Source organism: Pseudomonas sp. DF11 (assembly GCF_058148565.1).
On record NZ_JBYVYN010000002.1, the window covers coordinates 536246 to 548694 of the forward strand.

The 12449-nt window shown below is 62.1% G+C and carries 16 protein-coding genes; 8 read left to right on the plus strand and 8 right to left on the minus strand.

What is annotated here, in order from left to right; translation table 11 throughout:
- Nucleotides 1-188 precede the first annotated feature (188 nt).
- The 4 genes from ftsY (at nucleotide 189) to rpoH (ending at nucleotide 4275) form a co-directional block, all read left to right on the plus strand.
- Entirely contained in the window at nucleotides 189-1622 is a 1434-nt protein-coding gene (gene ftsY / locus AC30D9_RS09105) for a signal recognition particle-docking protein FtsY (protein WP_490143911.1), read from the plus strand.
- Nucleotides 1619-2290, plus strand: a complete 672-nt coding sequence (gene ftsE / locus AC30D9_RS09110) for a cell division ATP-binding protein FtsE (protein WP_003177474.1) — start codon at nucleotides 1619-1621, stop codon at nucleotides 2288-2290. The genes ftsY and ftsE overlap by 4 nt, the downstream gene beginning before the upstream one ends.
- Nucleotides 2287-3309, plus strand: a complete 1023-nt coding sequence (gene ftsX, locus AC30D9_RS09115) for a permease-like cell division protein FtsX (protein ID WP_134926236.1) — start codon at nucleotides 2287-2289, stop codon at nucleotides 3307-3309. The genes ftsE and ftsX overlap by 4 nt, the downstream gene beginning before the upstream one ends.
- A gap of 111 nt (nucleotides 3310-3420) precedes the next feature.
- Nucleotides 3421-4275, plus strand: a complete 855-nt coding sequence (gene rpoH / locus AC30D9_RS09120) for an RNA polymerase sigma factor RpoH (RefSeq protein ID WP_003177476.1) — start codon at nucleotides 3421-3423, stop codon at nucleotides 4273-4275.
- A gap of 109 nt (nucleotides 4276-4384) precedes the next feature.
- Here the strand turns inward: rpoH and mtgA are convergent, their stop codons facing one another.
- On the minus strand, nucleotides 4385-5107 hold the full coding sequence (gene mtgA, locus AC30D9_RS09125; RefSeq protein ID WP_134926235.1) for a monofunctional biosynthetic peptidoglycan transglycosylase: 723 nt from the start codon (nucleotides 5105-5107) through the stop codon (nucleotides 4385-4387).
- 73 nt (nucleotides 5108-5180) lie between these two features.
- Between mtgA and AC30D9_RS09130 the strand changes: the two genes are divergently transcribed.
- The 4 genes from AC30D9_RS09130 (at nucleotide 5181) to trmB (ending at nucleotide 7427) form a co-directional block, all read left to right on the plus strand.
- Nucleotides 5181-5552, plus strand: a complete 372-nt coding sequence (locus tag AC30D9_RS09130; RefSeq protein ID WP_134926234.1) for a DUF423 domain-containing protein — start codon at nucleotides 5181-5183, stop codon at nucleotides 5550-5552.
- 90 nt (nucleotides 5553-5642) lie between these two features.
- Complete coding sequence (gene thiS, locus AC30D9_RS09135) at nucleotides 5643-5843, plus strand: sulfur carrier protein ThiS (protein WP_162893874.1); 201 nt, start codon at nucleotides 5643-5645, stop codon at nucleotides 5841-5843.
- 54 nt (nucleotides 5844-5897) lie between these two features.
- The gene (locus tag AC30D9_RS09140) at nucleotides 5898-6692 is read left to right on the plus strand and encodes a thiazole synthase (protein ID WP_003177480.1); all 795 of its coding nucleotides are present in this window, start codon (nucleotides 5898-5900) and stop codon (nucleotides 6690-6692) included.
- 9 nt (nucleotides 6693-6701) lie between these two features.
- Complete coding sequence (gene trmB / locus AC30D9_RS09145) at nucleotides 6702-7427, plus strand: tRNA (guanosine(46)-N7)-methyltransferase TrmB (RefSeq protein WP_490143912.1); 726 nt, start codon at nucleotides 6702-6704, stop codon at nucleotides 7425-7427.
- Nucleotides 7428-7589: 162 nt separating this feature from the next.
- Here trmB and AC30D9_RS09150 read toward each other — a convergent pair whose 3' ends face one another.
- The 7 genes from AC30D9_RS09150 to AC30D9_RS09180 all read right to left on the minus strand — a co-directional run bounded on the left by AC30D9_RS09150 (nucleotide 7590) and on the right by AC30D9_RS09180 (nucleotide 12446).
- Nucleotides 7590-7913, minus strand: a complete 324-nt coding sequence (locus AC30D9_RS09150; protein ID WP_003177482.1) for a DUF3392 domain-containing protein — start codon at nucleotides 7911-7913, stop codon at nucleotides 7590-7592.
- An 18-nt stretch (nucleotides 7914-7931) separates the two neighbouring features.
- Nucleotides 7932-9131: a radical SAM family heme chaperone HemW gene (hemW, locus tag AC30D9_RS09155; RefSeq protein WP_134926232.1), complete on the minus strand. Its 1200-nt coding sequence runs from the start codon at nucleotides 9129-9131 to the stop codon at nucleotides 7932-7934.
- The gene (gene rdgB, locus AC30D9_RS09160) at nucleotides 9128-9724 is read right to left on the minus strand and encodes an RdgB/HAM1 family non-canonical purine NTP pyrophosphatase (protein WP_134926231.1); all 597 of its coding nucleotides are present in this window, start codon (nucleotides 9722-9724) and stop codon (nucleotides 9128-9130) included. The genes hemW and rdgB overlap by 4 nt, the downstream gene beginning before the upstream one ends.
- Complete coding sequence (locus tag AC30D9_RS09165; RefSeq protein WP_490143913.1) at nucleotides 9721-10155, minus strand: DUF4426 domain-containing protein; 435 nt, start codon at nucleotides 10153-10155, stop codon at nucleotides 9721-9723. Before AC30D9_RS09165 ends, rdgB begins: the two co-directional genes overlap by 4 nt.
- 25 nt (nucleotides 10156-10180) lie before the next feature.
- The gene (metW, locus tag AC30D9_RS09170; protein ID WP_109752405.1) at nucleotides 10181-10801 is read right to left on the minus strand and encodes a methionine biosynthesis protein MetW; all 621 of its coding nucleotides are present in this window, start codon (nucleotides 10799-10801) and stop codon (nucleotides 10181-10183) included.
- Between the two features lie 7 nt (nucleotides 10802-10808).
- Nucleotides 10809-11948 carry a homoserine O-succinyltransferase MetX gene (metX, locus tag AC30D9_RS09175; RefSeq protein WP_134926229.1) on the minus strand — a complete coding sequence of 380 codons (1140 nt, stop codon included), beginning with the start codon at nucleotides 11946-11948 and terminating at the stop codon, nucleotides 10809-10811.
- A 207-nt stretch (nucleotides 11949-12155) separates the two neighbouring features.
- Entirely contained in the window at nucleotides 12156-12446 is a 291-nt protein-coding gene (locus tag AC30D9_RS09180; protein ID WP_116833661.1) for a DUF167 domain-containing protein, read from the minus strand.
- Nucleotides 12447-12449 lie beyond the last annotated feature (3 nt).

The window sequence follows — 12449 nt, forward strand, 5'->3', positions numbered from 1 at the left end:
TGATCCCGGCGTTTTCGCCGATGATGCCGTACCAGTCCTTCGAAAAAATCGACTTTGAGGTGTCCTGGGGACGCTTCGACAAAATGTTGCGCGTGAACAAGCTGGATGAAACGCAGTCTGTTCAGCATTGAATATTTATCACCGAGGCGCCTTCGTGGCGCGTCGCTACCGTGAGATAGCCGTCCTCCATGTTTGGTTCCAACGACGACAAGAAGACCCCAGCTGCGGCTGGTGAAAAAAAAGGCCTGTTCGGATGGCTGCGCAAGAAGCCGCAGGAAACCGTCGTCGAACAGCCACAGACGCTGCCTGAGCCCGATGCCGAGGCGGTAGTCGAAGAAGCTGCGCCAATTATCCTGCCGATTGCCGAGCCGGTGCTGCAACCGGTCGCGCCTGAGCCCGTTGCCGAGCCGGTGGTCGAACAGCCTCTGACCCCGCCCGCCGGGCAAACGCCCTGGTTGACCTTGCCGGTGGCTGAAGAGCCGGTCGCGCTGGTCGAGGAAACGGCGCCCCATATCACCCCGCCGATTCCAGCGCCGACACAGGTTATCGAGACTCCCGTCGTCGAAGCTGTCATTGAACCGCCGGCCGCCGTCGTTGCACCTGTGGTTGCGCCTGCCGCACCCGAACCGGCACCTGCCGTGTTGGAAACCATGGCCCCCGTCGAGCCCGTCCGTAGCGCCGAGGAAAACAAGGTCGGCTTCTTCGCCCGCCTCAAGCAGGGCCTGTCCAAGACCAGCGCCAGCATCGGCGAAGGCATGGCCAGCCTGTTCCTGGGCAAGAAAGCCATCGATGACGAATTGCTCGAAGACATCGAGACCCGCCTGCTGACTGCCGATGTCGGCGTCGAAGCCACCTCGGTGATCATCCAGAGCCTGACCCAGAAAGTCGCGCGCAAACAACTGACCGATGCCGATGCGCTGTACAAATCCCTGCAAGGTGAGCTGGCCAGCCTGCTCAAGCCGGTGGAACAGCCGCTGGTGATCGCTTCGCAGAACAAGCCGTTCGTGATCCTGGTCGTCGGCGTCAACGGCGCAGGCAAGACCACTACCATCGGCAAGCTGGCCAAGAAACTGCAGCTCGAAGGCAAGAAAGTCATGCTGGCTGCGGGCGATACCTTCCGCGCTGCCGCGGTCGAACAACTGCAAGTGTGGGGCGAGCGCAACAAGATCCCGGTGATCGCCCAGCATACGGGGGCCGACTCCGCTTCGGTGATCTTCGACGCCGTGCAGGCGGCCAAGGCCCGTGGCATCGACGTGCTGATCGCCGACACGGCCGGTCGCCTGCACACCAAAGACAATCTGATGGAAGAATTGAAGAAAGTACGCCGGGTGATCGGCAAGCTCGACGCCGACGCACCCCACGAAGTGCTGCTGGTGCTGGACGCCGGTACCGGCCAGAACGCCATCAACCAGGCCAAGCAGTTCAACCAGACCGTCGAACTGACCGGGCTGGCCCTGACCAAGCTCGACGGCACCGCCAAGGGCGGGGTGATTTTCGCCCTGGCCAAGCAGTTCGGCCTACCCATTCGCTATATCGGCGTGGGTGAAGGCATCGACGACTTGCGCACCTTTGAAGCCGAGCCCTTTGTCCAGGCGCTGTTTGCCGAACGGGAGCATTCATGATTCGTTTCGAACAGGTCGGTAAACGCTATCCGAACGGACACGTCGGCTTGCATGAGCTGAGCTTTCGGGTCCGTCGGGGCGAGTTTCTGTTTGTCACCGGCCATTCCGGTGCCGGTAAAAGCACCTTGCTGCGCCTGCTGCTGGCGATGGAACGGCCCTCGACCGGCAAACTGCTGCTGGCCGGCCAGGACCTGAGCACCATCAGCAATGCACAGATCCCTTACCTGCGCCGGCAGATCGGCGTGGTGTTCCAGAATCACCAGTTGCTGTTCGATCGCACCGTGTTCAATAACGTGGCGTTGCCGTTGCAGATCCTTGGGTTGTCCAAGGCCGAGATCATCAAGCGCGTGGACTCGGCCCTGGAGCGCGTGGCCCTGTCGGACAAGACCGACCTGTACCCCGGCGACCTGTCCACCGGCCAGCAACAACGCGTCGGCATCGCCCGCGCCATCGTCCACCGCCCGGCCTTGCTGCTGGCGGACGAACCCACCGGTAACCTCGACCCGCGCCTGGCGGCGGAGATCATGGGTGTATTCGAAGACATCAACCGCCTGGGCACCAGTGTGCTGATCGCCAGTCACGACCTGGCGTTGATCGCGCGCATGCGTCACCGCATGCTTACCTTGCAGCGCGGTCGCTTGATCGGTGACGGGGAGGCTGGCGTATGAGTGCGACTCGCAGCCCGAAAGTGGCCGAACGTGTGGCCCCGAAAGCCTCCGATCCGCAGCCGCAGAAGAAAAAACGCGACGATGACGACGGCCCGGACTTCGCCACGCTGTTGCGCGCCTGGATCGAGAGCCATCGCGCCAGTCTGCTGGACAGCCTGCGGCGCCTGGGCAAGCAGCCCATCGGCAGCTTCTTTACCTGCATGGTGATGGCGGTGGCCCTGAGCCTGCCCATGGGCCTGTCATTATTGCTCAGTAATGTCGAACGCCTGGGTGGTTCCTGGCAGCGTGCGGCGCAGATTTCCCTGTACCTGCAGATGGACGCGAGCCCCGGCGAAGGCCAGGCGTTGCGTGAGCAGATCAAGGCCATGCCGGGCGTGGCCGATGCCGAATACATCGGACGCGAACAGGCACTTGAAGAGTTCCAGCAGCAATCCGGCCTGGGCGAAGCCCTCAAGGAACTGCCGGAGAATCCGCTGCCGGGCGTGGTGCTGGTGACGCCGAATGAAGTCGACAAGCCGACCCTTGAAGCATTAAGACAAAGACTTTCCGAGTTGCCGAAGGTACAACAGGCGCAACTTGATCTAGTCTGGGTCGAGCGTCTTGCGGCGATCCTCAAGCTCGGCGACCGGTTTGTCTTCGGTCTGACGGTGCTTCTGGTTTCTGCATTACTTTTGGTGATAGGCAATACCATTCGTCTTCATATTGAAAACCGCCGCACCGAGATAGAAGTGATTAAACTCGTCGGCGGTACGGACAGTTATGTACGCAGGCCCTTCCTTTATATGGGGGCGCTGTATGGTTTCGGTGCCGGGATTCTGTCCTGGGGTGTATTGGCGTTCGGCCTGGATTGGCTGAACGACGCGGTAGTGGGGCTGGCCGGTTTGTACGGCAGTGATTTTTCCCTGGCCGGAGTGCCAGTCGCCGACGGTCTGTCGCTCTTGCTTGGCGCGGTGCTGTTGGGTTATATCGGTGCATGGATTGCGGTAGCACGCCACTTGCGTGAGCTTGCGCCAAAATAGGGTTTTTGCGCGTATTGACCTTTCAGTTTTTGTGGGAACTTGTCCTACGGTTCCCGGTCAATTTTCGCAGTGCTGAACTGCACGAGTTATGTGAGTCGGAGGTTTTTTCGTATGACCACTTCTTTGCAACCTGCTTATGCTCTGGTCCCGGGTGCGAACCTGGAGGCTTATGTGCACACGGTGAACAGCATTCCTTTGCTGACGCCCGAGCAGGAGCGTGAACTGGCCGAGAGTCTCTATTATGAGCAGGATCTTGAGGCGGCTCGGCAGATGGTGCTCGCCCACCTGCGTTTTGTCGTACATATCGCCCGCAGCTATTCCGGCTACGGGCTGGCCCAGGCCGACCTGATCCAGGAAGGTAACGTCGGCCTGATGAAGGCGGTCAAGCGTTTCAACCCGGAAATGGGTGTGCGCCTGGTGTCGTTTGCGGTGCACTGGATCAAGGCGGAAATCCACGAGTTCATTCTGCGCAACTGGCGCATCGTGAAAGTCGCGACCACCAAGGCCCAGCGCAAGCTGTTCTTCAACCTGCGCAGCCAGAAGAAACGCCTGGCCTGGCTGAACAACGAAGAAGTCCACCGTGTAGCCGAAAGCCTGGGCGTAGAGCCTCGGGAAGTGCGCGAGATGGAAAGCCGCCTGACCGGCCATGACATGGCCTTCGACCCGGCTGCCGAAGCGGACGACGACAGCGCTTTCCAATCGCCGGCCAACTACTTGGAAGACCACCGGTACGACCCGGCGCGTCAACTGGAAGATGCCGACTGGAGCGACAACTCCAACACCAACCTGCACGAAGCCCTGGAAGTGCTGGACGAACGCAGCCGCGACATCCTCTACCAGCGCTGGCTGGCCGAGGAAAAAGCCACGCTGCACGACCTGGCACAGAAGTACAACGTATCGGCCGAGCGGATTCGCCAGCTTGAGAAAAGCGCGATGAACAAGCTCAAGGTGTCGATTGCGGCTTGACCTGCTGTAGTGCAATAAGAAACGCCCCGATCAGTGATGATCGGGGCGTTTTTGTTTGTGCTCACTCTCGGACCCGACACTCCACCTGTGGGATCTGCGGTGTCTTGGTTTACTGCGCCCAAGGCGCTCGCCGCGAATTATTGAGTTCCAGTAAGTAACTGTCGCCCCCCAACTGGCTCATCTGCTGGCGAATCCAGCTCGCCCGCCGTAGCACGTAAGGACTCGGCCGGCTGGCGCTCCACTTGCGCGGATTCGGCAGGACTGCCGCCAGCAGGCTGGCCTGTTGCCGGGACAAGCCGTCGGCGCTGACCCCGAAATGGTGGCGCGCCGCGGCTTCAGCCCCGAACACACCGTCATCCCACTCGACGCTGTTGAGGTACACCTCAAGGATCCGCTGCTTGGGCCAGAACACTTCGATCAGCCCAGTGAACCAGGCCTCCAGCCCTTTGCGCAGCCAGCTGCGACCCGACCACAGGAACAGATTCTTGGACACTTGCTGGCTGAGGGTGCTTGCGCCGCGAATCGAACCACCACGCTCGTTGTGGGCGAAGGCGGCCTGGATCGCGCCGATGTCGAAGCCCCAGTGTTCGGGGAATTTCTGGTCTTCACCGGCGATCACCGCGACTTTCAGGCTATCGGAGATCCGATCCCAAGGCTGCCAGGTGCGTTGCAGGTCAATCGGTTCGCCACCGAACCAGGATTCGACCTTGCGCTCGATCATCAGCGCGGTGAACGGTGGCGGCACCACGCGAAACAGCAGCACGAGCACAACGCTGCCGACGGCGAACCAGAGCAGGGCTTTAAGGAATCGTCGAAACAATAAACGCAGCATAGAGATGGCTTGGCCGAACCCGTCGAGCGGGCCATTATACAGACCCTGTCCACCGAGTCTGATTGGAGTTCTCATGCTGCGTAGCTTTCTGATGCTGGCTGCTTTTTTCGGCTTCACAGGCGTGGCACTGGGGGCGTTCGCCGCCCACGGCCTGAAAAACCGCCTGAGCGCTGATTACCTGGCGATTTTCCACACTGGCGTCACCTATCAACTGGTGCATACCCTGGCGCTGCTGGGCGTCGCGCTGCTGGCCACACACATCCCCGGGCGTATCGTCACTTGGGCCGGGGTTTCCTTTGTAGTGGGCATCCTGTTGTTCTCCGGCAGCCTGTACCTGCTGACCCTCACAGGCATCGGCAAACTGGGCATCATCACGCCGTTTGGCGGCGTGGCGTTCCTGATCGGCTGGCTGTGCCTGGGGCTTGCCGCCTGGCGGCTGGGCTGACCGGGCAGTCCATTTCATGACGAATGGCTTGGGTCACCCAGACTGATCGGGCTAGAATGCCAGCCCCTAAAAATGATGGCGGCATCCGGCATGCGCATTCAGTTGAACGGCGAACCCCTTGATCTGCCCGACGGTGAAACCGTCGCGGCCCTGCTGACCCGTCTGGAACTTGCCGGACGTCGCGTCGCGGTGGAGCTCAATCTGGATATCGTCCCGCGCAGCCAGCACGCCGAAACCACGTTGAACGATGGCGACTCGGTCGAAGTGGTCCATGCCATCGGCGGCGGCTAGTCGCTTCGGTTTCGCAGCATTTCGCAAGAACCTCACCCCAACAGAGGATTTCCCATGAGCATCGTTCGTAGCGACAAGCCCTTCGTCCTGGCCGGTCGTACCTACCAGTCGCGCTTGCTGGTAGGCACCGGCAAATACCGCGACATGGAAGAAACCCGCCTGGCTATCGAGGCCTCGGGCGCCGAAATCGTGACCGTCGCCGTGCGCCGCACCAATATCGGCCAGAACCCGGGCGAACCGAACCTGCTGGATATCCTGCCGCCGGATCGCTACACCATCCTGCCGAACACCGCCGGCTGCTTCGACGCCATCGAGGCCGTGCGCACCTGTCGCCTGGCCCGTGAGCTGCTCGACGGCCACAACCTGGTGAAACTGGAAGTGCTGGCGGACCAGAAAACCCTGTTCCCCAACGTGATCGAAACCCTCAAGGCCGCTGAAACCCTGGTCAAGGAAGGTTTCGACGTGATGGTCTACACCAGCGATGACCCGATCATCGCCCGGCAACTGGCGGAAATCGGCTGCATTGCGGTCATGCCGCTGGCCGGCCTGATCGGCACGGGCCTGGGGATCTGCAACCCGTACAACCTGCAGATCATCCTCGAAGAAGCGAAGATCCCGGTGCTGGTGGATGCCGGTGTCGGTACCGCCTCCGACGCCACCATCGCCATGGAGCTGGGTTGCGAAGCGGTGCTGATGAACTCCGCCATCGCCCATGCCCAGCAACCGATCCTGATGGCCGAAGCCATGAAACACGCGATTGTCGCTGGGCGCCTGGCGTACCTCGCCGGCCGCATGCCGAAAAAACTCTACGCCAGCGCCTCCTCGCCGCTGGATGGTCTGATCAAGTAAGAGCCATTGATGACTGAATCGAACGACACGCCTGTCCTGCCGGAAGAAGGCGAAGAGCGCCAACACCGCCGCATCAAGAGTTTCGTGATGCGCGCCGGGCGCATGACCGAAGGCCAGCAACGCGGCCTGGAGCAGGGCGCGCCGCTGTTTGTCCTGCCGCTTGCCGATGCCCCGGTGGATTTTGACCAGGTGTTCGGCCGCTCGGCCCCGCGCTCGCTGGAAATCGGCTTCGGCATGGGCCACTCGCTGCTGGAAATGGCCGCAGCCGCGCCGGAACAGGATTTCATCGGCGTGGAAGTCCACCGTCCCGGTGTCGGTGCGCTGCTCAACGGCGTGCTGACCCAAGGGCTGACCAACCTGCGGGTCTACGATTGCGACGCCATCGAAGTGCTCAACCGCTGCGTGGCCGACAACAGCCTCGACCGGCTGATGCTGTTCTTCCCGGACCCATGGCACAAGAGCCGCCACCACAAGCGCCGTATCGTCCAGGCGTCGTTCGCTGAACTGGTGCGCAGCAAGTTGAAGGTCGGCGGTGTGCTGCACATGGCCACCGACTGGGAACCCTATGCCGAATACATGCTGGAAGTGATGAATGTCGCCCCGGGCTACCGCAACCTGGCCGAAGACGGCAAGTGCGTGTCACGCCCGGCCGAACGGCCGATCACCAAGTTCGAACGCCGTGGCGAACGGCTTGGGCATGGGGTTTGGGATTTGAAGTTCGAGAAGGTAGCGTAAGCATCACGCGGTAGAAACTGTGGGAGCAAAGCTTTGTGGGAGCAAGGCTTGCCCGCGATAGCAGCACCTCGGTACCAACTTCAACCCGAGTTGCCTGCATCGCGAGCAAGCTTTGCTCCCACAGAAGCCCGCTCCCACATTTGTTTTCTGGTGTTTGTAGGGTCAGCGCCGATCCGCCACGACACCAATCAACACCAGCACCACCAACAACACCGGCGCCAGGCTGTAGTTGTTGAACTGGCTCAAACCCCGGACGACCCACGGCGTGGCGTAGATCAGGGCCGCGCCGCTGCCGATCATGCACAGCAGGGCGATCAGTGGAACGCGCAAGGCGCCGGCGATGCTGCCCAGGCGTTGTTCGACCCAGCCCTTGATGTCGGCGCCAAACAGCACCAGCAGGCAGCCCACCAATGCCAGGGAGATTTCCGACAGGTTGCTGCGGCTCCAGCGGGACACGGTGGCCAGCAGGTCGAGTACCAGATCCATTCGATTTCCTTGTGTTGATCAGCTCAGAAATTTCTGCAGCAAGTCATTGAGAAACAGCTGTCCGCGCTCGGTGGCCGCCAGACGTTCCGGTTCGACCTGCAACAACCCGCTTTGTTCGGCCTCGCGCCGGCCTTCGGCCAGGCTTTGCAGGGGCAGCCCGGTGCGCTCCGGGTACAGCCGCGCTTCGACACCTGCGGTCAGGCGCAGGGCGTTCATCAGGAACTCGAATGGCAATTCTTCATTGGCCAGGGTTTTCTCGCCGGCCAGGAAGCGTTTGGCCGGGTTGAGGTAGTCCTTGGGCAGGCGCGTCTTCCAGGTGCGCACGATGCGCCCGTCCGGGTGGCTGAGCTTGCCATGGGCGCCGGCGCCGATGCCAATGAAGTCGCCGAAGCTCCAGTAATTGAGGTTATGCCGCGCCGCCCGACCGGGTTGGGCGTAGGCCGAGACTTCGTACTGGGCGTAGCCGTGCTCGGCCAGCAGGGCTTGTCCGGCTTCCTGGATGTCCCACAGCGTGTCGTCTTCGGGCAACGTCGGCGGCTGGTTCCAGAACACCGTGTTTGGCTCCAGCGTCAGTTGGTACCAGGACAGGTGGGTCGGCTTCAGGGCAATGGCCTGGCGCAGGTCGCTCAAGGCGTCGTCGAGGGACTGGTCGGGCAGGCCGTGCATCAGGTCCAGGTTGAAGTTGTCGAACCCGGCCTGGCGAGCCATGCCGGCGGCGCGCACCGCCTCGTCACCGTTGTGGATCCGGCCCAGGGCTTCGAGCTTGGCCTGCTGGAAGCTCTGGATGCCGATGGACAGGCGATTGATACCCAAGGCCCGGTAAGCGACGAATTTTTCCTGCTCGAAGGTGCCAGGGTTGGCTTCCAGGGTGATTTCAATGTCCTGGGCGAAGGGAATGCGTGCTTCGACGCCCTTGAGCAACCGGCCCAGGGCCTGGGCACTGAACAGGCTCGGGGTGCCGCCACCGAAAAAGATCGAGCTCAACGGTCGACCATGGACCGCATGCAGATCCTGGTCGAGGTCGGCCAGCAGGGCGTCGACGTATTCTTCTTCCGGTAACTGCGGGCTGGCGGTATGGGAGTTGAAGTCGCAATACGGGCATTTGCGCACGCACCACGGGATGTGGACGTACAACGCCAGGGGCGGCAGCACCGGCAGGGGCGCCCGAGGCGTTTGTGCACCGCCGTGAATCAGCGGTGCCGGAGCGTCATCGATCATTGCAGGCCCAGGCGTTGACGCAGCAGGGCCATGGCGCGGGCGCGGTGGCTCAGTTGGTTCTTTTCCACCGGCCCCAGCTCGGCGCTGGAGCAATTGCGCTCCGGTACCCAGAACAGCGGGTCGTAGCCGAAACCGTGCTCGCCGCTGGCTTCGGTCAGAATGCGCCCATGCCACAAGCCTTCGCAGAGGATCGGCAACGGATCGTCGGCATGGCGCACCAGGGCCAGCACACACACGAATTGCGCGCCGCGCTCGGCTTCGGGCACATCCTTGAGGGCTTCGAGCAGCTTGGCGTTGTTCGCCGCGTCCCCTTTGCCGTCCGCGTAACGCGCCGAGTAAATGCCCGGGGCGCCGCCGAGGAAGTCCACGGCCAGCCCGGAATCGTCGGCCAGCGCCGGCAGGCCCGAGATACGCGCGGCATTGCGGGCCTTGAGGATGGCGTTCTCGACGAACGACAGGCCGGTCTCTTCCGGTTCCACCTGGCTGAACTCGCCAATCGAGTGCAACTGCACCGACCCGCCGAGCATGGCCTGCAGTTCCTTGAGTTTGCCGGCGTTGTGGCTGGCCAGTACGAGTTGGGTGAAGTTGATCATTGGCCCGGGAACAGTTCCTGGTTGAAGTTGATGGTGTTGATCTTGTCGCCGGTTTGCACCTTGATCTCGAAGGTGCGGGTTTCCTGCTGGGGCACCGGGTACTGGGCGATGTAGTAGATCGCGCCTGGCTCGGTCACCTGCTTGAATTGCAGCGGGATGCTCTGGCTGGTGAGGTCTTTCACCGTGCCACTGACCTGGGCCATCAAGGGCTTGCCATCCTTGAGCACCGAGACGTTGATCACGCCCTGTTCCTTGCTGCGAATCAGCTCGGCGGCCTTGGCGATGTCTGGTGTCAGGAAGGTGGAATTGAACGTGTTGTAGTGCACGGTGACGTCACCGAACACTTCCTTGCGCTCGCCCTTGATAACGTCGGCGGCCATGGCGCCAACGCTCAGGCAAACGGTGATGAGAAACAACCCTAGACGTTTCATGTCGTGCTCCTGGTGAGGCCGGGGCTCACACCGCGACCTGGTAATCGGTAAGGCCCGGGCTGCTGACCCGATAGATGCCTATCTCACCTAACAGATTAGGCCATAGCTTGCTGGCCCACCCGTGGCGGTGCTGCTGGTCCACGGCCAGGCGATCGATGACCTTGGCTTCGCGTTCGCGGCACAGCGCCTCGAAGTCGGCGAAGGTGCAGAAGTGGATGTTCGGCGTGTTGTACCAGGTGTAGGGCAGGAACTCCGAGACCGGCATGCGACCCTTGCTCGCCAGGTACCAGCGGCAACGCCAGTGGCCGAAGTTGGGGAAGGTGATGATGCACTGGCGCCCGACCCGCAGCATTTCGTCGAGGATCTTGTCCGGATAGTGCACCGCTTGCAGGGCCTGGGTCATGACCACGATGTCGAAGCTGTTGCTGGCGAAGTTGCCCAGGCCCTTGTCCAGGTCCTGCTCGATGACGTTGATGCCCTTGGCGACGCACTCGGCGATGTTGTCCGGGTCGTTTTCCAGGCCGTAGCCGCTGACTTGCTTGTTGTCCCGCAGCCAGGTCAGCAGTTCGCCGTTACCGCAGCCCAGGTCGAGCACGCGGCTGCCGGCGGGGATCCATTCCTGGATGATTTCCAGATCGGCTCTCATGGCGTCCTCACAGCGTTATACGGTTCATGTAGTTGCCGAACGCCTGCAAGTAGCGCGGGATCGGGATCAAAAAGGCGTCGTGGCCCTGGGGCGCGTCGATTTCCAGGTAGCAGACGTCCTTGCGCGCGGCCATCAGCGCGTCCACCAGCTCCCGGGAGCGCGCCGGGGAGAAGCGCCAGTCAGTGGTGAACGACATCACACAGAACTTGGCAGTGGCATTGGCGAAGGTTTTCGCCAGGTTGTCGTCGAAGTTCGCTGCCGGATCGAAGTAGTCCAGCGCCTTGGTCATCAGCAGATAGGTGTTGGCATCGAAGCGCCCGGAAAACTCCTCACCCTGATAGCGCAGGTAACTCTCGACCTGGAACTCGACGCTGTGGAAGTCGTAGTTGAGCTTTTCGCTCTTGAGGCCACGGCCGAATTTCTCGCCCATGGAGTCGTCGGACAAGTAGGTGATGTGGCCGACCATCCGCGCCAGCATCAGCCCACGCTTGGGGATCACACCGTGTTCCTGGAACGAACCGCCGTGGAATTCGGGGTCGGTGAGGATCGCCTGGCGCGCCACTTCGTTGAAGGCGATGTTCTGCGCCGACAGCTTGGGCGCCGAGGCGATTGCCAGGCAATGGCGCACGCGGTCTGGGTAGGTGATGGTCCACTGCAAGGCTTGCATGCCGCCCAGGCTGCCACCGATCACGGCTGCCCACTGGGCGATGCCGAGGCGATCGGCCAGGCGCGCCTGGCTGTGGACCCAGTCTTCCACGGTCAGCACCGGGAAATCGGCGCCGAAGGGCTTGCCGGTATCCGGGTTGAGGCTGCTGGGGCCGGTGGAGCCGTTGCAGCCGCCGAGGTTGTTCAGGCTGACCACGAAGAACTTGTTGGTGTCGATGGGCTTGCCCGGGCCGATGCAACTGTCCCACCAGCCGGGCTTGCGGTCGTCGACGCTGTGGTAGCCGGCGGCGTGGTGATGCCCCGACAAGGCGTGGCAAATCAGCACGGCGTTGCTGGCCGTGGCATTGAGGGTGCCGTAGGTTTCGTAGATCAGGTCATAGGCTGGCAACGAACGGCCGCAGGCCAGGGCCAGGGGCTCGCTGAAATGCGCCATTTGCGGCGTCACCAGACCAACGGAATCGGGGGGAAAGGCAGTTGGCATCGACCCTGCTCGCGTTGAAATGAGGCGTAAGTCTAAAGACCGCTGTGGCAGGCGGCAAGCAAAGGCGCGGCTGGGCGATTTAACTGTGACGAGGGGATTTATCCCCGTTGGGCTGCGCAGCAGCCCCAATACAGCTAATGCGATCCGTCAGACACGCCGAGGCGACGGCGGGGATAAATCCCCTCGCCACAAGATTGCGCTAACCGATCAGGCCCGTGTCAGGCCTGGCAGCTCCGGCAGCTTCTTCGGCGAATGAATCCGCACCCGTTTCTGTCGGTTCAATTCGCCGCTGATCAGGCTGACCTGGCTCTTGGACACGCCAAACGCCTTGGCCAGGAACGCCATCAGGTAGGCATTGGCCTTGCCCTCGACCGGCGGAGCGGTGAGACGGATCTTCAGGCGGTCACCGTGCAGCCCGGCGAAATCATCGCTGCGGGCTGCCGGTTGCAGGTGGCATTCCAGGATCAGGTCGTCGCCGTCCCAGCGAAAGTAGCTCACCGG